The following is a 20108-nucleotide window of genomic DNA, read 5'->3' on the forward strand; positions in this document are numbered from 1 at the left end:
GTGGTGGCACCAAAAGTGAGGGCGGCCGACGGAGCAGAGACACCTTTGCAAGCCTTACCGGTTTAAAATGTGTCGGGAGTACAGGCTGTCGTAGTCATGTTCAAGTGGTTATGCAAATGAAACCTTGTTTTCCGGACACAATAATCAACAACTCACCTATTCCCGTAAACTGAAAGCACGGGTTCATCCAGATTAGCCATCTGTTCCCTCAGCTCCAGAATATGTTCTGACCAGTAACGCTCGGTATTGAACCAGGTAAATGCCATGGGAAAGGCCGGGTCCGTCCAGCGTTTGGCCAGCCAGCCAGAATAGTTGATCAGCCTGAGGGTTCGGAAGTATTCCACCAGATTGAGTTCTATGGGGTCAAACTCGTGAAATTCCTCATAACCTTCTAAAAGCTCTGCCAGTTGAAGGGTCTGGCTGGCCCGGTCACCGCTCAGAAACATCCACAAGTCCTGAATAGCGGGAGCCATGCAGGTGTCGTCGAAATCGACAAAGTGAGGGTTATCATCCCGCCAGAGAATATTGCCGACATGAGCATCGCCATGCACCCGAATCATTTTCGGGTGGTATTGGGCTTCGATTCGCGCAAGACGATCCAGAATGTCCCGGGTCAGGGTTTCATAAGCTTCTCTGAGGGTGGCGGGAATAAAATCATGATCCAGCAGCCAGGTGACATTGTCGATGCCGTATCTTTGCAGATTAATGGCCGGACGGTGCTGGAAAGGTGCCGCTGAGCCCAGTTTATGTAACCTTCCCATGCAACGACCCAGCACCAGCAGATGATCCAGGTTATCCAGTTCCGGTGGGTAGCCTCCCATGCGTTTGAACAGGGCAAACCGGAAGCCCTCAAATTCATGTAAGGTTTCCTGATTCTCGTTCCGGAGGGGGGCCACAATCGGAAATTCCATGTCCTGCAGCTCCAGCGAGAAGGCGTGTTCTTCCAGAATCTCCTCCCGGCTCCAGCGCTCCGGGCGATAAAACTTGGCAATAATCGGCAAGCCATCTTCAATCCCAACCTGGTAAACACGGTTTTCGTAGCTGTTCAGAGCCAGGTTCCTGGCGTCACACAGGTATCCCTGGCTTTCCACAGCGTCCATCACCCGATCAGGCGTCAGTCGCTCATAAGGGTGTTGGATATCTGAACTCATAGAAGGCTCCCATCATCGTTTGCTGCTGAAGTTTACTACGAAACTCGTCTCGGCATTGTCAGGTTTACTGACCTTTTTGTCAGTTTCTCAGAAAACTATTTCTATTTTTGGTGGGTCTAAAAGTTATTCATGGTCTTTTGAGGAAAGCGGAAATGGATGTTCAAAGCGCTACTTTTCCCAGCAACAGGTTAGCGACTGATCAGGGTCGTTCCCGGAATCCCTGTGACATTGTTGCAAAGGCTGTTTACTACGTATTAGGTAAACTCAGGCTGATTAACGTGCCTGAGGAGATGGTGGCCTCCAAAGTCGTCTATAAGAATGAATACTTCTCGGTGACCTCAGAGCTCTGGGAGTCCCCTGTGGGTCAAAATATCTACATGAGAAAGTGTGTTGTGCCAAGAGGGGCTGAACGGCGTCTCAGGATTGAAAAGGAGCTTCTCAGAGCGGCTCAGGGTCCGAATATTGTCAGGCTCATTGAAACAGAGGACGACACTATACTGATGCCCTTCGCAGGCATGTCACTTGAGGAGATTTTGCATTTTAATAATAGAAGGATGCCTCTGCCTATCTTTGAGACTTTTGCCCGACAGTTAATGAAGGGTGTTGCTCACCTGCATGATGCAGGGATCTGGCATCTGGATTTGAAACCAGAAAATCTGGTAGTCGATGATCAGGACAATCTCTCCATCATTGATTTTGGTCTGTCTCAGTATGCGGGTCCGATTGAAAGGTCAGAAGTATGTACAGAAGGCTATAAACCTCCTGAAATGTTTCATAAGGGACCTGAGGTTATTTCCAGTAAAACCGATATTTTTTCAGCAGGAGTTTCTCTCTTCAAAATGTTGATGAATAAAAAGCTTTTTCCAGAGGACTTCGATAAGAGCGTAATGGTGAGGCAAGACGTTTATTATGAGTACCTGAATGAGCAATTAAAAGAGGTAGAGTCCATTGACCCAAGCCTTGGGGTATTACTCAGGTTGATGCTGGCCTGGTATCCACAGCATCGGCCTGATGCAAAGAAGATACTGGGCCACTTCATGAGATCCAGACCCTAAGTACCTGGCCAGTTGGTTTCGCATATTCTGGCGAGTGGATTTTTTCATCCATCAAGGCGCAACGACGGGCGCGTAGCCATAGCTACGCAACCAGGGTTGGAACGCAGAAGGATGGAAAAAGCCGCCGTCCAGAATATGCGAAACCAACTGGTTAGGTACTTAACATCAATAATGAGCCTTCCAGTCGGTAAAACGTCTGAAAATAGAATCCTGACCCAATAGGCTGATCATTGTTAGCTACTGTTGTTTACTCCGAAACTCGCCTCAAAAGGGTTAGCTTTACTGACCACACTGTTAGTCCTTCATAAAACTTTTTCTACTTTTGGTGACTCTAAAGCTTGTATCAATCAGGAAAAGGACAAAAAAATGAATATAAGAATGGATGCTCATATCCCTACTCTTACTGAAAGTGGGTCGCCAACAATAGTCGTTCATAGTTCTGCTTCTAACGGTAATAGTTCACCAACTGATCAAAGTTGTCTCAGAAATCCCTGTAACATCGCTTCATCGGCTTATCACTTCGTGTTGGGCAGGTTCAGGCGGACTCATGTGAATGAACATGTGAATGGTCGAATGCTGGACTCAAAATTACTCTGTTACAGTGGGTGCTTCGTTCTGAAGCAGGAGACCTGGGAGCTCCCTGAGGGTAGAAAAATCTACGTGAGAAAGTGTCTTAACAACAGAGCAGGTAAAAAGCTTCTCATAAATGATAAGAAGATGCTCAGGGCTGCTCAGGGTCCGAATATTGTGCCGTTTATTGAAACGAAAGACAAAAGCCTATTGATGCCCTTCGCAGGCGAACCACTTATCTGTATTTTGGCTCGGGATCAGGATCGAGGGCTACCACGACCCAAGTTTGAGAGCTATGCCCAACAACTCATGCAGGGTGTAGCTCACTTACATCATTCAGGGATCTGGCATTTGGATTTGAAACTCGCCAATGTCTTAGTGGATGAGAGCGGCGAAGATAAACTCACCATTATTGATTTCGGTCTGTCTCAGCGTGCTGGTCGTGCTAAAAATAAGGATCCGGGCACAATGGGTTATAAATCTCCTGAAATGATTTGTCGGGGACACAAGGCCCTTTCTGCGAAAACCGATATTTTTGCAGCAGGGGTTATTCTTTTTGAGTTGTTGACGAATTACAGGCTCTTTCCTCAATCTATTAATTTCCTTAACAAGGGATTTGTGGCGAAGGAAGACTCATATTACGAGTACCTGAATAGTCGACTGCAACTAGGAGCCTGACCGAGAATAGCGCAACCAGACCAACAGAAGTTTTCCCAAATCTTAAAATGAGCAAAAAATATCCAATTATTAGTGGGATTTTGCTCATTTTTGCATATTTATGCCTTCTCACAGCCTCTATGCTGCCTTTTTAGCCTCTTTCAAATCTTCAAGACGGATTGACCTCGTGGAAGCCGCTTTTACAAATTTTTTGATATTATGCGCAGTGCATACCAGTGAAAATTCCGCTGAAACTTTTTCTTTGCCGCGGAGACTGAACCCTCGGAAACCAGATTCTTTTATCTGTCCAAATGGTGGCTCCGCAATAACTTTACGACGCTCATATATGGCTTTCGCACCGGCTGTCTCCATTTTCTTATTCATAGCCTGACGTGCTTTTTCAAACTTATCGGTACGGATAACCCTGCCAGCCTCTTTCTTTGAATCACTGCAATTCCGACGATAAGGGCATTCCCTGCATACCGTCTTGTTTGCCCGGTAGCTTTTTCTTTTGCTTTTGCTGGCCGGGTTCGTTACCAGCTTTTCCCCTGCCGGACAGATAAATACATCAGCTTCGGAATCATACGCAAAATCCGCTTTGACAAACTTCCTGTCAGAGCTTTCAAGGTCGTCAGCGGCAGGCTTCTCCGCCTTGTCGGTTGCGATATAGGCATCAATCTCATGTCGCTCGACTGTATGTAAGTTTGACCCTGAAAAGTAACCATTATCCATACTCCACTTATCTACAGCCGCGCCATCAGTGGCTCCTGATAATGCCCTCAGCGCCGGCTCCACTTCCTGTACATCGTTGGCGTGTTGGCTGACATGCTGGCCAACAATGATCTGGTTATCGGAATCAACTGTAATTTGAGCATTGTAGCTGTACTCACAATACCCCTTCTTGCTCATCATGCGGGCATCGTGATCTGCAAAACTGATCTGCTTTTTGTCGTCTATTGGTTTGTCTGGATTTAAAGCTTTTTCACGTTCTTCAAGTGCTTTCTTGGCCTCTTTGATTTTTTTCAGGCGCTCTTCTTTAAACTGGAGGTCTTCAGGAATGCTGTAACCATTGGTTGCTTTGTAGGCGTCATCTTCTTCCTGATCACACTGACTGGCTTTTTTGATCAGCTCATCCACTTCGGCACTGAGTTCTGCCTCTTTCGCTTTGAGCCTCCCGTAGCTCATGGCCTTGTGTTTTGAGCTGTTGGCTTTGAACTTGGAGCCGTCCAGGCTGATATGACCCAGTGATGCCATTTTGAGTTCAATGGCCAGTTTGACTGACTGTTTGAAGCAGTCATGGAAAAACGACAGATTATCCTTACGAAAGTCACCAAGAACCCTGAAATTCGGGCAGTTCATTTGTGAGATATACATGAACGCCAAGTCTTGTCGACACCGTCGCTCAATCTCACGGGAACTGAAAACACCATGGCTGTATGCGTAGATCAGAATAGCGACAATGAGCTTTGGAGGGTATGCGTGCTGACCAAGGTGGTGATATTTTTTTTCGACTTCAGACGTATTAATGTTCTGAAAAATGCTTTCATAAATAAAACAATCATGATCTTTGGGAAGCAAATCGAAAACGTTGGTTGGGAACAGCAGATGCTGATCAAACTCAACAGGACTGTCCTTAAACTTTGGTGGTGGTGACATTTGGCATAATCAGAGTTGGTTTAAGGCTTATCATAACAGATAAGCCTATTCTCGGTCAGGCTCCTAGTGGAGGATATTGATAATCACTATGCGCAATTAATAAGGTCAATGCTGGTCTGGAATCCAAAGGACCGGCCTGATGCTGATAAGGTGCTGGGTGATCTCTTGAGATACTGACTGTGACATCAAGAATGAGCCTTCCAGTCGGTAAAGCATCTGAAGATATCGCCCTGACCCAATAGGCTGATAATTGTTAGCTACTGGTGTCCACTACGAAACTCGCCTCAAAAGGGTTAGCTTTACTGACCTTTCCGTTACTCCTTCATAAAACTTTTTCTACTTTCGGTGACTCTAAAGCTTGTATCAATCAGTAAAAGGACAAAAAAATGAATATAAGAATGGATGCTCATATCCCTACTCTTACTGAAAGTGGGTCGCCAACAATAGTCGTTCATAGTTCTGCTTCTAACGGTAATAGTTCACCAACTGATCAAAGTTGTCTCAGGAATCCCTGTAACATCGCTTCATCGGCTTATCACTATGTGTTGGGCAGGTTCAGGCGGGTTAGCGTGAATGAGCAAATGTCGGGCTCAACACTAACCAATGTGAATGGGCAAATGCTGAACTCAACTGATGAGTATGTTAAAGAAGATTACTTCGTTGTGAGGCGTGAGGTTTGGGATTTCCCTGAGGGTCCTAAAATCCTCATGAGAAAGTGCTATGAGGGCAAATTGGCTAAAAATTATCTCAAACATGAAAAGAAGATGCTCAGAGCTGCTCAGGGTCCGAATATTGTGCCGCTCATTGAAACGAAGGGCACAAACATATTGATGCCCTACGCTGGCGAAACACTTCGCAATATTTTGGATCGGGATTCGAGCAGAGGGCTACCACTGCCCAGGTTTGAGAACTATGCCCGGCAACTAATGCAGGGTGTTGCACACTTGCATCATTCAGGGATCTGGCATTTGGATTTGAAACCCGCCAATGTGGTAGTGGATGAGGATAACGATGACAAACTCTCCATCATTGATTTCGGTGTGTCTCAGCGTGCTGGTCCGGCCAGGCAGAAGGTACTCTGCGCAGAAGGCCATAAACCTCCTGAAATGTTTTATCGGGGACCCAAGACCCTTTCCGGGAAAACCGATATTTTTTCAGCGGGGGTTATTCTTTTCAGGTTGTTAACGAATGACAGACCCTTTTCTGGTGTCCTTTCTTTCTGTAGACCGACCTGTGGAGTGATGATGGAGAAAGACAGATATAACGAGTATCTGGACGATCAAATGAAAAAGGTGGAGGCTATTGATAAACGCTATGGGAAATTAATAAGGTCAATGCTGGCCTGGAATCCGAAGGATCGGCCTGATGCAGACGAAGTGCTGGGTTTTTTCATGGGATCTTGAAAAGAGAGGTTAAAGGTCCTGGCGGTAGTCAGGTGTTCTCGCCAGACACCAGATATCGACACGTTCCACGCCCTGCTTTTTCAGAAGTCGGGCGATTTCCGTGACTGTTTCTCCGGTCGTGACAACATCGTCCACTATAGCGAGGTATTGATAGTTTGACTTGTCCGTCATGGAGAAAGCATTCCTGATATTGCTCCTGCGTTTTGAAGCCTTCAGACCCTGTTGGGGAATTGTGTGCTTCTGTCGTTTGATTAGATGGGCTTCCAATTTTATTTTCTGATAGGGCTGAAGGTTTTTAACCAGTTGCCTAGCCAGCAGCAGTGCCTGATCGAAGCCTCTTGTCCGTAGACGTTTATTGTGCAGCGGAACCGGCAGTATTGCCTGAGGCCACTCCCGGCCATCGTAGTGGTGGATCAGGTTTCGAGTCAATTGATCGGCTACAGGTGGAAGGTAGATCAGTTGCTGATGGTATTTGATCTGTTTGAGAAGATGGTCAACGGGAAACTCGTAATTAAAGGCAGAATAACAGGTGTCGAATACCGGTTTCTTCTGGAGACAACGGGCGCAGAGTTCCAAAGCATTAAGTGGAACAGGAATGCCACAAGACTGACAGTGTTGTTCTGCAACAGGCAACGACTTCATGCAAAGGCCGCAAACGGGCTGATTCATCGGTGTATCGGCCCTGCACAACAGACAGCTCATGGAAATAAACTGTTTAAGATTTAACCACTTGTAAATATTGTTACGTTTTAACAATTGACGCATAGTTTCAATTAATTATCATCGATCCTGTTTTTGATCTTGATTTCTGATATTTGGTCTGACTTACAACAGAGAGCTTCTTCCCGGAAGAATCAGTGAAAAACATGACTAACCTTGCAAGCCTCAAGGACTCAGGTCCCAGCAAACTTCGCCACGACTGGACACATGACGAAGTCGAAGCCCTGTTTCAAATGCCGTTCAATGATCTGGTCTTCCAGGCTCAGCTGGCCCACAGAGAACATTTTGATCCCAACCGGGTGCAGGTTAGTACACTACTGTCCATCAAGACAGGTGCCTGCCCGGAAGACTGTAAATATTGTCCCCAGAGTGGTCACTACAACACCGGACTGAACAAGGAAAAGTTGATGGCAGTGCGCAAGGTTCTGGAAGAAGCCCGCCGCGCCAAAGCTTCCGGGGCGACCCGCTTCTGCATGGGAGCTGCCTGGAAAAACCCACCTGAGAAGGACATGCCCTACATTCTGGAAATGGTGAAAGGAGTCAAGGAAATGGGTCTGGAGACCTGTATGACCCTGGGTATGTTAAATGACGATCAGGCTGCACAGCTGGCTCAGGCTGGTCTGGATTATTACAACCACAATCTGGACACCTCACCAGAGTTTTACGGCAGCATCATCACCACTCGCACTTACTCAGATCGTCTTAATACCCTTGCCCATGTGCGTGATGCGGGAATGAATATCTGCAGTGGTGGTATCGTCGGTCTGGGTGAAACAGAAAGAGACCGTGCCGGTATGTTGATCCAGCTGGCCAACCTGCCCAAACATCCGGAAAGTGTGCCCGTAAATATGTTGGTTCGCGTCGAAGGTACGCCCCTGGCTGATGTCGAAGCTGTCGACGGTATCGATTTTGTTCGTACCATCGCAGTTGCCAAGATCATGATGCCTGCTTCCTGTGTACGCCTGTCTGCCGGTCGTGAAAACATGAGTGATGAGCTGCAGGCTCTGGCTTTTCTGGCAGGTGCCAACTCAATCTTCCTGGGTGACAAACTGCTCACGACGGCCAATCCCAAAGAGAGCCGTGACCGGCAACTCTTCAACAAACTGGGTATCAACAGAGGTGACGCCAACGGGCTGGAAGAGCAAACGCTGGAGGCCATATGCCCTCTGCGCGAGCAGGACTCTTTATTAAATAATGAGCTGAATAATGAACAGTATTACGACGCCATGGGTCAGCAGGCTTCCTGATGGCTTTCGACCTTGAGAAGGACCTTCAAATCCGGCGGGCCCGGGGCCTTTACCGGACAAGGAAAACGCTTGAGGTTCCTCAGGGGGCAGAAGTGGTGGTCGATGGCAAGTCCTATCTGGCTTTCTGCAATAACGATTACCTGGGTCTGGCTAATCATCCGGACATCTGTGCTGCCATGGCTCGGGCCACTTCTGATTACGGTACCGGCGGCGGCGCTTCCCATTTGGTCATTGGCCATAGTCGTGCCCATCATCAGCTGGAAGAAGAGCTGGCAGAGTTCACCGGTCGTGAGCGGGTTTTGCTGTTTTCCAATGGCTACATGGCGAATCTGGGGGTCATCACTGCCTTGCTGGGTAAAGAGGATGCGGTTTTTCAGGATCGTCTGAATCATGCTTCTCTGCTGGATGCCGGTTTGTTATCCGGGGCAAGGTTTCAACGATATCTTCACAAAGATCTGGCAAACCTTGAAACCCGGCTGAACCGCACCGATGGGCGGCGCAAGCTGATTGTTACTGACGGCGTTTTCAGTATGGACGGTGATCTGGCTCCTCTGAAAGCCTTAGCAGAACTTGCCCATCGACAGGATGCCTGGTTGATGGTGGATGATGCCCATGGCTTCGGTGTTCTGGGTAACAAGGGTGGCGGAGTTGCTGAACATTGTTCTCTGGGTCAGAGAGACTTGCCGGTTCTGGTGGGGACCCTGGGTAAAGCGTTTGGTACGGCAGGTGCTTTCGTTGCAGGGAGTGAAGCCCTGATTGAAACTCTGATCCAGTTTGCCCGAACCTACATCTACACCACTTCATTGCCTCCGGCCATTGCAGAGGCAACAAGAGTGAGTCTTGAAATTCTGAAGCAAGAAAGCTGGAGACGAGAGCACCTGGATAAGCTGGTTCAATACTTCAGAAAAGAGTGCCAGCAGATGGGGCTGAAACTGATGGACTCGCACTCTCCGATTCAGCCTGTTATTGTCGGGTCTGCAGATACCGCTGTAGCCATGAGTGACGCTCTGGCAGCACAGGGTATCCTGGTGACGGCCATTCGTCCCCCCACGGTTCCTGAAGGAACTTCAAGGTTACGCATTACCTTCAGTGCAGCTCACAAACAACAGCATGTAGAACAGCTACTGCATGCACTGGAAAGAACAGTACGCCCATCACAGGAGGAAGTAGCGTGAGTTTACCCATTGTTCTGGTTAGTGGATGGGCGATGCCTGCAGCTGTCATGGAGCCTCTGGCGAGTGCTTTGGACGGCGATGGTCGAGTGTCTGTGGTGCAGCTGCCGGGCCTGGTCCGGGAGCGCAGAAAATATGACTGGAAGCAACTGCTGGACTACCTCGACATGCATTTGCTGGACCCTCCCGTCATCCTGGTTGGCTGGTCCTTAGGAGGCACTTTGGCCTCTATCTACGCCAGTCAGAATCCAGACAAGGTAGCCGGTCTGGTGACACTGGGCTGTAATCCCTGCTTTGTCAGAAACAAGGACTGGTCAGAAGCAATGCTGCCACAGACCTTTGAAAGTTTTTATGCCGGAATGCAAGAAGATTCTGCGGCCACCGTTGACCAGTTTTCCCTGCTCTGCTGCATGGGTAATGGCAATCGAAAAGAGGTCGCCAGACATTTGCAAAACGCGATTCGCCGGGACGCTGACCTGGAAGCAACCATTCTTCTGCAATTGCTGAAATTGCTGGGTACCAGTGACGTTCGTTCACAGCTGGCTGATATCCGTTGTCCGGTATTGCATTGTTTTGGCAAGGATGATGCGCTGGTGCCCATTGATACCGGCAAGAGAATCGAGCAGGACTACCCGGGTCACAAAGTTCTGATGATGGAAGGCGGTCATTGCTTTTTCCTGGACCAGGGCTCTGGTGCCATCAGACAGGTAGCGGATCAGGTTAATCGCCTATGCAACCGAAGCTGAAAGCGGCTGATTGTGGGGCAGAAGCCCGCATCAACAAACAACGTGTTGCTGCCAATTTCAGTCGCGCTGCAACCACTTATGACTCCGCTGCAGTGCTTCAGAAGCGTGTAGCAGCCAGAGCCATGATGGGGCTGCCAACGGATATTTGTCCTGAGTATGTATTGGATCTTGGTTCAGGTACGGGCAGCCAGACTGGGTTACTCTCCGGACATTTCCCCGATTCCCATGTAACCGGTTTGGATCTGGCCATGGGCATGCTCAAGTTTGCCCGGTTGCAGTGCGACTCAGCTTCCTGGTGTTCAGGTGATATTGAGTCACTGCCGTTTAAGTCAGAAAGCTTTGACCTGGTGTTCTCCAGCCTGGCCATTCAATGGTGCTCATTTGAGACGGTGCTGAAGGAAATCTATCGGGTACTCCAACCGGGTGGGGTCTTTGTTTTCTCCAGCCTGGCCAGTGGCACTATGGTGGAGTTGCAAGAAGCCTGGCGACAGGTCGACAGTCATGTCCATATCAACGGCTTTGACAGTTTTGAACAGCAAAGGCTGTGGTTGCTTGAATCAGGCTTCAGGCAGCAATCTTTTAAGCAGCAGGCTGAGACGCTTTACTACCCCGAGCTGTTTCAGATGTTGAGAGAATTAAAAGCATTGGGGGTAAATACGGTGCATGGTCGGCCATCCGGTTTGGTAACCCGGAGGCGGTTGACCCAACTGCAGGAAGCCTACGAGTCTTTTCGGGCGGACGCCGGTTTACCCCTCTCCTATCAGGTGTTGTACGGAATTTTAAGAAAACCAGCCCATGCCTAGAACGTTTTTTGTCACCGGCACCGATACGGATGCCGGGAAGACTTTTGTCACCTGTGTAATGTTGCAGGCTGCCAATGAGCAAGGGCTTAAAACACTGGCCCTGAAACCGGTGGCTGCGGGCTCCGATGAGACTTCAGACGGCCCAAGAAATGCTGATGCCCTGAACCTGATGAGTGCCATGAATATCAAGTTGAGTTATTCACAGGTTAATCCGGTTCTTTTTGAAGCACCCATTGCCCCTCATATTGCGGCACAGGAAGAAGGTCGGCGAATCACTGTCGATCGTCTGACCGGCTTTTGCCGTGGGGCCCTGATGACCCGCCATGATCTTTCTTTCATTGAAGGCGCGGGCGGTTGGCGAGTCCCCCTGAACGACCGGGAGATGCTGGCCGATCTGGCTAAGGCGATGAACCTTCCGGTGATTCTGGTGGCAGGAATGAAGCTGGGATGTATCAGTCATTCCCTGTTGACGGTCGAATCCATTTTGCAAAGTGGTTGTCAGCTGGCGGGTTGGGTGGCCAATCAGGTGGATCCCGATATGAGCCGTTTTCAGGAAAATGTTGAAGCTCTCAAGCAGTCAATTCATGCGCCCTGCCTTGGCGTTGTCCCCTGGTGTTCTGAACAGCAGCCGGGTGACGCGGTAGTCAGTCTTGATCTCTCTCCTTTAACTGTCTGATCTTTTGTGAACTACTCGCTCCTAGCAGCGAGTAGTTCACCACAGTAAGCGAGACAGTGAGCCGCTTGCTTCCCGGGTGACCGCAATAAAAAAGCCAGTGTTCAGGTTTCTCTGCAAATCCTTCGCAACACAGGCATCGGATCATGTCGCCCTTTCGGGCAACGGCATCCGGAGGTACTTCACGCTGTTTGCTGAATGGGATGATGCCTTTTTTCCTACCTTGCCCCGGCGTTGATCAGGAGTCTCTCGCAGTCAGCATTGCCCATCCCGGTTGCGATGGCAAGAAGAGTGGTGCCATCCGACAAGACGGCGTTGAGGTCAGCCCCGGCGTTGATAAGGAGTTCCACGCAGTCGGTGTTATCTTCTTGTACAGCCATGAGCAACGGGGTGGCAACATCCCCGATCCAGACGGCATTGGGATCGGCCCCGGCGTTGATCAGGAGTTTCACACAGTCGATGTGATTTTCTTGTGTAGCGATGAACAGTGGGCTGGCGCCATCCTCAGCCCGGGCGTTGATATTCGCCCCGGCGTTGATCAGGAGTTGCACGCAGTCGGTATTGCCCTTCTCGGCTGCTATGAGTAGCGGGGTGGTGCCATCCTCAGTCCGGGCGTTGATATCCGCCCCGGCATTGATCAGGAGTTTCAGGCAGTCGGTGTGATTTTTTTGTGCAGCGATAAGCAATGGGGTGGAGCCACTCTTATTCCGGAGGTTGAGATCGGCCCCGGCGTTGATGAGGAGTTCCACGCAGTCGGTATTGCCCTCCTGGGCTGTGATGAATAGTGGGGTGATGCCATTCTCACTCGGGATGTTGATATCCGCCCCGGCGTTGATCAGGAGTTTCAGGCAGTCGATGTGATTTTCTTGTGCAGCTATGAACAACGGGGTGGTACCATCCTTGATCCAGACGGCATTGAGATCGGCCCCGGCGTTGATCAGGAGTTTGACGCAGTCGATGTGATTTTCTTGTGTAGCGATGAACAGTGGGCTGGCGCCATCCTCAGCCCGGGCGTTGATATCCGCCCCGGCGTTGATAAGGAGTTCCACGCAGTCGGTATTGCCCTTCTGGGCTGCGATGAATAGCGGGGTGGCACCATCCTCGATCCAGACGGCATTGAGATCGGCCCCGGCGTTGATCAGGAGTTTCAGGCAGTCGATGTGATTTTCTTGTGTAGCGATGAACAGTGGGCTGGCGCCATCCTCAGCCCGGGCGTTGATATCCGCCTCGGCATTGATCAGGAGTTTCACGCAGTCGGTGTTATTTTCCTGGGCAGCGATGAACAGTGCCGTGGCACCAGCCTCATCGACAGCGTTGAGATTCGCTGCGGCGTTGATAAGGCGTTCCACGATAGCCTTGTGTCCCCGGTAGGATGCGATCAGCAAGGCAGTCAAGCCATTCGTCATAACGGCATTGACATTGACGCCTTCTGCCAGTGACCTATTCAACTGATCCAAATCTCCGTTCAGACAGGCACTATAAAACGTCTGATCGGGGAAAAATGTATCCGGGTGAGATTCACCGGTGTTCAGATTCACCACAGGCATCGGGTCCTGCCGACAAATAGCGCACCGACGTGAGCCGATGGGCTGATCAATAAAACATCTTGAAATACAGTCCAGATCGAAGCGGTGACCACAACATTGGGTTTTGACGACCACAGGGGCTGGACTTCGGCCATGAAAGTAAGCCAAACAAACAGGACAGTGATCGGCCTTAAGTGTCAATGGGGAGAGTACAGAGAGCAATGCGATCCGTAAAAAGAACATCTGTGTTGGTCAAGCAAGTGGCCAGGGTTTGATGCAGAAAAATTATGGTAGTTTATTTATGGGCCTATCAAAGTTTGCTGTGGCTAAATAATCACGCATTTTAAAATACAGAAGCCGACAACAACTGAAAGCCGTGTTCACTGGATAATACAACGACTTTCTGTTGTTCCCTCCCTTGCTCCGGCATTGATCAGGAGTCTCGCGCAGCCAGCATTGCCCATCTCGGTTGCGATGGCGAGAGGAGTAGTGCCATCCGACAAGGCGGCGTTGATATCTGCCTCGGCCCTGATCAGGCGTTTCAGACACTCTATATTGCCATCCCGGGCTGCGATGAACAGCGTGGTCGCGCCATCCTCAGTCCTTCGGGCGTTGAGGTCAGCCCCGGCGTTGATCAGAAGTTCCATGCATTCGGTATTGCCCTTCCGGGCTGCAATGAATAGCGGGGTGGTGCCATCCTTACCCGGGATGTTGATATCTGCCCCGGCGTTGATCAGGAGTTTCAAGCAGTCGGTGTTATTTCTATAGGCAGCAACGAACAACGGTGTGGCACCAAGCTTGGTCCAGATGGCGTTGAGATCCGCCCCCTCTTTGATCAGAAGTTTAACGCAGTCGATGTGATTTTCTTGTGCAGCTATTAACAGTGGGCTGACGCCATCCTTAGTCCGGGCGTTGATATCTGCCCCGGCGTTGATCAGGAGTTTCAGGCAGTCGGTGTTATTTTCTTGCGCAGCGATGAGCAGCGGGGTGGCACCATCCTGGATCAGGGCGGCGTTGAGATCTGCCCCGGCGTTGATCAGGAGTTTCAGGCAGTCGGTGCTATTTTCTTGTGCAGCCATGAAAAGCGGGCTGGCGCCATCATTATTCTGGGCGTTGAGATCAGCCCCGGCTTTAATCAAGAGTTTCAAACAGTCGGTGTTATTTTCTTTTGCAGCGATAAACATTGGGGTGACGCCTCTCTCATTCCGGGGGTTGAGATCCGTCCCGGCGTTGATCAGGAGTTTCAGGCAGGCGGTGTGATTTTTTCGTGCAGCGATAAGCAATGGGGTGGAGCCACTCTTATTCCTGGGGTTGAGATCCGCCCCGGCGCTGATCAGGAGTTTAACGCAGTCGGTGTTATTACGCAGGACTGCCATGAACAGCGGGCTGATGCCGTCTTCAGTTCGGGTGTTGATATCAACCCCGGCCTTGATCAGGGCTTTCATGCAGTCGGCGTTATTTTCCTGGGCAGCCAAGAGCAGCGGGGTGACGCCATACCTAGGCCCGGCATTGAGATCTGCCTTGGCTTCGATCAGGGCTTTCACGCAGTCGGTATTGCCTTTCGCAGCAGCGATGAGCAGCGGGGTGTTGCCATCCTCAGTTTTGATGTTGAGGTTCGCCTTTGCTTCGATCAGGGCTTTCACGCAGTCGGTATTGCCCAACTGGGCGGCCATGAACAGTGGGGTGGAGCCATCCTCAGCCACCGCATTGAGATCTGCACCGGCCTTGATCAGGAGATTCACGCAGTCGGTGTTATTATTCTGGGCAGCGAGGAACAGTACCGTGCCACCATCCCCATCGGCGGCGTTGGGATTCGCCCCGGCGTTGATCAAGAGTTTCACACAGTCGATGCTATTTCTCAGGACAGCGATGTACAGCGGAGTGATGTCATCTTCAATTCTGGTGTTGATATCCGCCCCTGCCTTGATCAGGAGATTCACGCAGTCGGTGTTATTTTCCTGGGCAGCGAGGAACAGTGCCGTGGCACGAGCCTCACTGGTGGCGTTGAGATTCGCTCCGGCGTTGATCAGGCACTCGACGATAGCCTTGTGCCCCCGGTAAGATGCGATCATCAAGGCAGTGAAATCATCATGCGTAATGGCATTGACATTGACGCCTTCTGCCAGTGACCTCTCCACCTGATCCAAATCCCCGTTTAAACAGGCATTAAAAAACGTCTCATCGGGAAAAAATGTATCCGGATGAGATGCACCAGTGTTCAGATTCACTACAGGCATCGGGTCTTGCCGACACATAGCGCACTGGCGTGAGCCGATGGGCTGATCAACAAAACACCTTGAAATACAGTCCAGATCGAAGCGGTGACCACAGCATTGGGTTTTGACGATCACAGGGGCTTCAGTTCTGCCATGAAAGTAAGCCAAACAAATAGGACATTGATCGGCCTTCAGTGTCCATGGGGAGAGGATAGAGAGCAATGCGATCCGTAAGAAGAACATCTGTATTGGTCAAGCAAGTGGCTAGGGTTTGATGCCGAAAAATTATGGTAGTTTATTTATGGGCCTATCAAAGTTTACTGTGGCTAAATAATCACGCATTTTAAAATACAGAAGCCGACAACAACTGAAAGCCGTGTTCACTGGATAAAACAACGCCTTTCTGTTGTTTCCTTCCTTGCCTATCTTTCCTGTCTGGCCCCGGCGTTGACCAGGAGTTTTACGCAGTCGGAATTGCCTTTCGCAGCAGCGGCGAACATTGGAGTGGCGCCATCCGAAGTCCGGCGGATGTTGAGATTAGCCCCGGCGTTGATCAGGAGTTCCACGCATTCGGTATTGCCTTTCACAGCAGCGGCGAACACCGGGGTGGCACCATCCTTAATCCTGGCGGTGTTGAGATCCGCCCCGGCGTTGTTCAGGAGTTTCACGCAGTCAATGTGATTTTCTTGTGTAGCAATGAACAGTGGGGTGGCGCCATCTTCAGGCTGGGCGTTGATATCCGCCCCGGCACTGATCAGGAGCTTCAGGCAGTCGGTATTGCCCTTCTGGGCTGCGATAAACAGCGGGGTGGCACCATCCGACGCAGTAGCGTTGAGATCCGCCCTGGTGTTGATCAGGAGTTTCACGCAGTCGATATTGCCTTTCGCAGCAGCGATGAACAGTGGGGTAGCGCCTCTCCTGGTTCGCGTCTTGGGATCTGCCCCGGCGTTGATCAGGAGTTCCACGCAGTCAGTATTGCCATTCTGGGTAGCTATGAACAGCGCAGTGGCACCAACCTCACAGGCGGCGTTGAGATTCGCCCCGGCGATGATCAGGAGTTTTACGCAGTCGGTCTGGCCTTTCTCAGCAGCAGTAAACAGCGGGGTGGTACCATCCGACGCAGTAGCGTTGAGATCCGCCCTGGCGTTGATCAGGAGTTTCACGCAGTCGATATTGCCTTTCGCAGCAGCGATGAACAGAGGGGTAGCGCCTCTCCTGGTTCGCGTCCTGGGATCGGCCCCGGCGTTGATCAGGAGTTTTACGCAGCCAGTATGGCCTTTCTCAGCAGCGATAAACAGCGGGGTGGCACCATCTGACAATGTAGCGTTGAGATCCGCCCCAGCGTTGACCAGGAGTTTTACGCAGTTGGTCTGGCCTTTCTCAGCAGCAATACACAGCGGGGTGGCACCATCCGACAAAGTAGCGTTGAGATCCGCCCCGGCGTTGATCAGGAGTTTTACGCAGTCGGTGTGGCCTTTCTCAGCAGCAATAAACAGCGGGGTAGCGCCTCTCCTGGTTCGCGTCTTGGGATCTGCCCCGGCGTTGATCAGGAGTTCCACGCAGTCTGTGTGATTTTCCTGGGCAGCGAAGAATAGCGCAGTGGCACCAGTCTCACAGGCGGCGTTGAGATTCGCCCCGGCGTTGATCAGGCGTTCGACGATAGCCTTGTGCCCCCGGTAAGATGAGATCATCAAGGCAGTGAAATCATCATCCGTAATGGCATTGACATTGACGCCTTCTGCCAGTGACCTCCCCACTTGATCCAAATTCCCATCAGAACAGGCATCATAAAACGCCTGATCGGGAAAAAATGTATCCGGGTGAGATTCACCGGTGTTCAGATTCAAAATAGGCATCGGGTCTTGCCGACACATAGCGCACCGACGTGAGCCGATGGGCTGATCAACAAAGCACCTTGACATACAGTCCAGATCGAAGCGGTGACCACAGCATTGGGTTTTGACGATCACAGCGGGCAGACTTCGGCCATGAAAGCAAGCCAAGCAAATAGGACATTGATCGGCCTTCAGTGTCCATGGGGAGAGGATAGAGAGCAATGCGATCCGTAAGAAGAACATCTGTATTGGTCAAGCAAGTGGCTAGGGTTTGATGCCGAAAAATTATGGTAGTTTATTTATGGGCCTATCAAAGTTTACTGTGGCTAAATAATCACGCATTTTAAAATACAGAAGCCGACAACAACTGAAAGCCGTGTTCACTGGATAATACAACGCCTTTCTGTTGTTCCCTGCCTTGCCTATCTTCCCTGCCTTGCCCCGCTGTTGATCAGGAGTCTCGCACAGTCGGTATTGCCCATCTCGGTTGCGATGGCCAGTGGGGTGGTGCCATCCGGCGGGGCGGCGTTGAGATCGGCCCCGGCGTTGATCAGGACTTTCACGCAGTCGATATTGCCTTTCGCAGCAGCGATAAACAGCGGGGTGGTACCATCCGACGTAGAAGCGTTGAGATCCGCCCTGGCGTTGACCAGGAGTTTCACGCAGTCGATATTGCCTTTCGCAGCAGCGATAAACAGTGGGGTAGAGCCTCTCCTGGTTCGCGTCTTGGGATCTGCTCCGGCGTTGATCAGGAGTTTTACGCAGTCGGTATGGCCTTTCTCAGCAGCGATAAACAGCGGGGTAGCGCCTCTCCTGGTTCGCGTCTCGGGATCTGCCCCGGCGTTGATCAGGAGTTCTACGCAGTCAGTGTTGCCATTCTGGGTAGCGATGAACAGCGCAGTGGCACCAACCTCACAGGCGTCGTTGAGATTCGCCCCGGCGTTGATCAGGAGTTTTACGCAGTCGGTCTGGCCTTTCTCAGCAGCAATAAACAGCGGGGTGGTACCATCCGACGCAGTAGCGTTGAGATCCGCCCTGGCGTTGATCAGGAGTTCCACGCAGTCGATATTGCCTCTCGCAGCGGCGATGAACAGCGGGGTAGCGCCTCTCCTGGTTCGCGTCTTGGGATCTGCCCCGGCGTTGATCAGGAGTTTTACGCAGTCGGTATGGCCTTTCTCAGCAGCGATAAACAGCGGGGTAGCGCCTCTCCTGGTTCGCGTCTCGGGATCTGCCCCGGCGTTGATCAGGAGTTCCACGCAGTCAGTATTGCCATTCTGGGTAGCGATGAACAGCGCAGTGGCACCAACCTCACAGGCGGCGTTGAGATCCGCCCCGGCGTTGATCAGGAGTTTTACGCAGTCGGTCTGGCCTTTCTCAGCAGCAATAAACAGCGGGGTGGTACCATCCGACGCAGTAGCGTTGAGATCCGCCCTGGCGTTGATCAGGAGTTTCACGCAGTCGATATTGCCTTTCGCAGCAGCGATGAACAGTGGGGTAGAGCCTCTCCTGGTTCGCGTCTTGGGATCTGCCCCGGCGTTGATCAGGAGTTTTACGCAGTCGGTATGGCCTTTCTCAGCAGCAATAAACAGCGGGGTAGCGCCTCTCCTGGTTCGCGTCTCGGGATCTGCCCCGGCGTTGATCAGGAGTTCCACGCAATCAGTATTGCCATTCTGGGTAGCGATGAACAGCGCAGTGGCACCAACCTCACAGGCGGCGTTGAGATTCGCCCCGGCGTTGATCAGGAGTTTTACGCAGTCGGTCTGGCCTTTCTCAGCAGCAATAAACAGCGGGGTGGTACCATCCGACGCAGTAGCGTTGAGATCCGCCCCAGCGTTGACCAGGAGTTTTACGCAGTCGGTCTGGCCTTTCTCAGCAGCAACAAACAGCGGGGTGGTACCATCCGATGCAGTAGCGTTGAGATCCGCCCCGGCGTTGATCAGGACTTTCACGCAGTTGATATTGCCTTTCGCAGCAGCGATGAACAGTGGGGTAGAGCCTCTCCTGGTTCGCGTCTTGGGATCTGCCCCGGCGTTGATCAGGAGTTCCACGCAGTCTGTGTGATTTTCCTGGGCAGCGAAGAATAGCGCAGTGGCACCAGTCTCACAGGCGGCGTTGAGATTCGCCCCGGCGTTGATCAGGCGTTCGACGATAGCCTTGTGCCCCCGGTAAGATGAGATCATCAAGGCAGTGAAATCATCATCCGTAATGGCATTGACATTGACGCCTTCTGCCAGTGACCTCCCCACTTGATCCAAATTCCCATCAGAACAGGCATCATAAAACGCCTGATCGGGAAAAAATGTATCCGGGTGAGATTCACCGGTGTTCAGATTCAAAATAGGCATCGGGTCTTGCCGACACATAGCGCACCGACGTGAGCCGATGGGCTGATCAACAAAGCACCTTGACATACAGTCCAGATCGAAGCGGTGACCACAGCATTGGGTTTTGACGATCACAGCGGGCAGACTTCGGCCATGAAAGCAAGCCAAGCAAATAGGACATTGATCGGCCTTCAGTGTCCATGGGGAGAGGATAGAGAGCAATGCGATCCGTAAGAAGAACATCTGTATTGGTCAAGCAAGTGGCTAGGGTTTGATGCCGAAAAATTATGGTAGTTTATTTATGGGCCTATCAAAGTTTACTGTGGCTAAATAATCACGCATTTTAAAATACAG

15 protein-coding genes are annotated in these 20108 nt (G+C 51.0%); 8 read left to right on the forward strand and 7 right to left on the reverse strand.

The window, feature by feature from the left end; genetic code table 11:
• Positions 1-152: 152 nt before the first annotated feature.
• Positions 153-1151, reverse strand: a complete 999-nt coding sequence (locus ACO6V5_RS21900) for a serine/threonine protein kinase (RefSeq protein WP_422135661.1) — start codon at positions 1149-1151, stop codon at positions 153-155.
• A gap of 152 nt (positions 1152-1303) precedes the next feature.
• Here ACO6V5_RS21900 and ACO6V5_RS21905 point away from each other — a divergent pair, with 152 nt between their 5' ends.
• Both ACO6V5_RS21905 and ACO6V5_RS21910 read left to right on the forward strand, forming a co-directional pair.
• On the forward strand, positions 1304-2206 hold the full coding sequence (locus ACO6V5_RS21905) for a protein kinase domain-containing protein (RefSeq protein ID WP_422135660.1): 903 nt from the start codon (positions 1304-1306) through the stop codon (positions 2204-2206).
• Positions 2207-2866: 660 nt separating this feature from the next.
• Entirely contained in the window at positions 2867-3454 is a 588-nt protein-coding gene (locus tag ACO6V5_RS21910; RefSeq protein ID WP_422413991.1) for a serine/threonine protein kinase, read from the forward strand.
• Between the two features lie 117 nt (positions 3455-3571).
• Here the strand turns inward: ACO6V5_RS21910 and ACO6V5_RS21915 are convergent, their stop codons facing one another.
• Positions 3572-5089: an IS1182 family transposase gene (locus ACO6V5_RS21915; RefSeq protein ID WP_422137198.1), complete on the reverse strand. Its 1518-nt coding sequence runs from the start codon at positions 5087-5089 to the stop codon at positions 3572-3574.
• 386 nt (positions 5090-5475) lie between these two features.
• Here ACO6V5_RS21915 and ACO6V5_RS21920 point away from each other — a divergent pair, with 386 nt between their 5' ends.
• The gene (locus ACO6V5_RS21920; protein ID WP_422135658.1) at positions 5476-6492 is read left to right on the forward strand and encodes a protein kinase domain-containing protein; all 1017 of its coding nucleotides are present in this window, start codon (positions 5476-5478) and stop codon (positions 6490-6492) included.
• Between the two features lie 9 nt (positions 6493-6501).
• Here ACO6V5_RS21920 and ACO6V5_RS21925 read toward each other — a convergent pair whose 3' ends face one another.
• A complete protein-coding gene (locus ACO6V5_RS21925) occupies positions 6502-7257 on the reverse strand; it encodes a ComF family protein (RefSeq protein WP_422413387.1) in 756 nt (251 codons plus the stop codon).
• A gap of 101 nt (positions 7258-7358) precedes the next feature.
• On the opposite strand from ACO6V5_RS21925, the gene bioB reads away from it, so the two are divergent.
• The 5 genes from bioB to bioD are packed head-to-tail and all read left to right on the forward strand — an operon-like array spanning position 7359 to position 11856.
• On the forward strand, positions 7359-8459 hold the full coding sequence (bioB, locus tag ACO6V5_RS21930) for a biotin synthase BioB (RefSeq protein WP_422413389.1): 1101 nt from the start codon (positions 7359-7361) through the stop codon (positions 8457-8459).
• Positions 8459-9634 carry an 8-amino-7-oxononanoate synthase gene (bioF, locus tag ACO6V5_RS21935; RefSeq protein WP_422413391.1) on the forward strand — a complete coding sequence of 392 codons (1176 nt, stop codon included), beginning with the start codon at positions 8459-8461 and terminating at the stop codon, positions 9632-9634. The genes bioB and bioF overlap by 1 nt, the downstream gene beginning before the upstream one ends.
• Positions 9631-10377 carry an alpha/beta fold hydrolase gene (locus tag ACO6V5_RS21940; RefSeq protein WP_422135654.1) on the forward strand — a complete coding sequence of 249 codons (747 nt, stop codon included), beginning with the start codon at positions 9631-9633 and terminating at the stop codon, positions 10375-10377. The genes bioF and ACO6V5_RS21940 overlap by 4 nt, the downstream gene beginning before the upstream one ends.
• Entirely contained in the window at positions 10362-11180 is an 819-nt protein-coding gene (gene bioC / locus ACO6V5_RS21945) for a malonyl-ACP O-methyltransferase BioC (protein ID WP_422135653.1), read from the forward strand. The genes ACO6V5_RS21940 and bioC overlap by 16 nt, the downstream gene beginning before the upstream one ends.
• Positions 11173-11856: a dethiobiotin synthase gene (gene bioD, locus ACO6V5_RS21950; protein ID WP_422413393.1), complete on the forward strand. Its 684-nt coding sequence runs from the start codon at positions 11173-11175 to the stop codon at positions 11854-11856. The genes bioC and bioD overlap by 8 nt, the downstream gene beginning before the upstream one ends.
• Before the next feature lie 215 nt (positions 11857-12071).
• On the opposite strand, the gene ACO6V5_RS21955 is transcribed toward bioD, so the two are convergent.
• The 4 genes from ACO6V5_RS21955 to ACO6V5_RS21970 form a co-directional block, all read right to left on the reverse strand.
• A complete protein-coding gene (locus ACO6V5_RS21955; RefSeq protein WP_422413395.1) occupies positions 12072-13622 on the reverse strand; it encodes an ankyrin repeat domain-containing protein in 1551 nt (516 codons plus the stop codon).
• 137 nt (positions 13623-13759) lie between these two features.
• Positions 13760-15838: an ankyrin repeat domain-containing protein gene (locus ACO6V5_RS21960; protein ID WP_422413397.1), complete on the reverse strand. Its 2079-nt coding sequence runs from the start codon at positions 15836-15838 to the stop codon at positions 13760-13762.
• A 179-nt stretch (positions 15839-16017) separates the two neighbouring features.
• Complete coding sequence (locus ACO6V5_RS21965) at positions 16018-17673, reverse strand: ankyrin repeat domain-containing protein (RefSeq protein WP_422492154.1); 1656 nt, start codon at positions 17671-17673, stop codon at positions 16018-16020.
• Between the two features lie 179 nt (positions 17674-17852).
• Positions 17853-19997, reverse strand: a complete 2145-nt coding sequence (locus tag ACO6V5_RS21970; RefSeq protein WP_422492156.1) for an ankyrin repeat domain-containing protein — start codon at positions 19995-19997, stop codon at positions 17853-17855.
• Positions 19998-20108: the final 111 nt, after the last annotated feature.

The organism is Endozoicomonas sp. ALD068, assembly GCF_049310145.1.
Classification (GTDB): domain Bacteria; phylum Pseudomonadota; class Gammaproteobacteria; order Pseudomonadales; family Endozoicomonadaceae; genus Endozoicomonas_A.

Excerpts from the sequence above, each read along its gene's own strand:
- ACO6V5_RS21900 (WP_422135661.1), bottom strand. The coding sequence starts at position 1,151 with ATGAGTTCAGATATCCAACACCCTTATGAGCGACTGACGCCTGATCGG.
- ACO6V5_RS21905 (WP_422135660.1), top strand. The coding sequence starts at position 1,304 with ATGGATGTTCAAAGCGCTACTTTTCCCAGCAACAGGTTAGCGACTGAT.
- ACO6V5_RS21915 (WP_422137198.1), bottom strand. The coding sequence starts at position 5,089 with ATGTCACCACCACCAAAGTTTAAGGACAGTCCTGTTGAGTTTGATCAG.
- ACO6V5_RS21920 (WP_422135658.1), top strand. The coding sequence starts at position 5,476 with ATGAATATAAGAATGGATGCTCATATCCCTACTCTTACTGAAAGTGGG.
- ACO6V5_RS21925 (WP_422413387.1), bottom strand. The coding sequence starts at position 7,257 with ATGCGTCAATTGTTAAAACGTAACAATATTTACAAGTGGTTAAATCTT.
- bioB (WP_422413389.1), top strand. The coding sequence starts at position 7,359 with ATGACTAACCTTGCAAGCCTCAAGGACTCAGGTCCCAGCAAACTTCGC.
- bioF (WP_422413391.1), top strand. The coding sequence starts at position 8,459 with ATGGCTTTCGACCTTGAGAAGGACCTTCAAATCCGGCGGGCCCGGGGC.
- bioC (WP_422135653.1), top strand. The coding sequence starts at position 10,362 with ATGCAACCGAAGCTGAAAGCGGCTGATTGTGGGGCAGAAGCCCGCATC.
- bioD (WP_422413393.1), top strand. The coding sequence starts at position 11,173 with ATGCCTAGAACGTTTTTTGTCACCGGCACCGATACGGATGCCGGGAAG.
- ACO6V5_RS21955 (WP_422413395.1), bottom strand. The coding sequence starts at position 13,622 with ATGTTCTTTTTACGGATCGCATTGCTCTCTGTACTCTCCCCATTGACA.
- ACO6V5_RS21960 (WP_422413397.1), bottom strand. The coding sequence starts at position 15,838 with ATGTTCTTCTTACGGATCGCATTGCTCTCTATCCTCTCCCCATGGACA.
- ACO6V5_RS21965 (WP_422492154.1), bottom strand. The coding sequence starts at position 17,673 with ATGTTCTTCTTACGGATCGCATTGCTCTCTATCCTCTCCCCATGGACA.
- ACO6V5_RS21970 (WP_422492156.1), bottom strand. The coding sequence starts at position 19,997 with ATGTTCTTCTTACGGATCGCATTGCTCTCTATCCTCTCCCCATGGACA.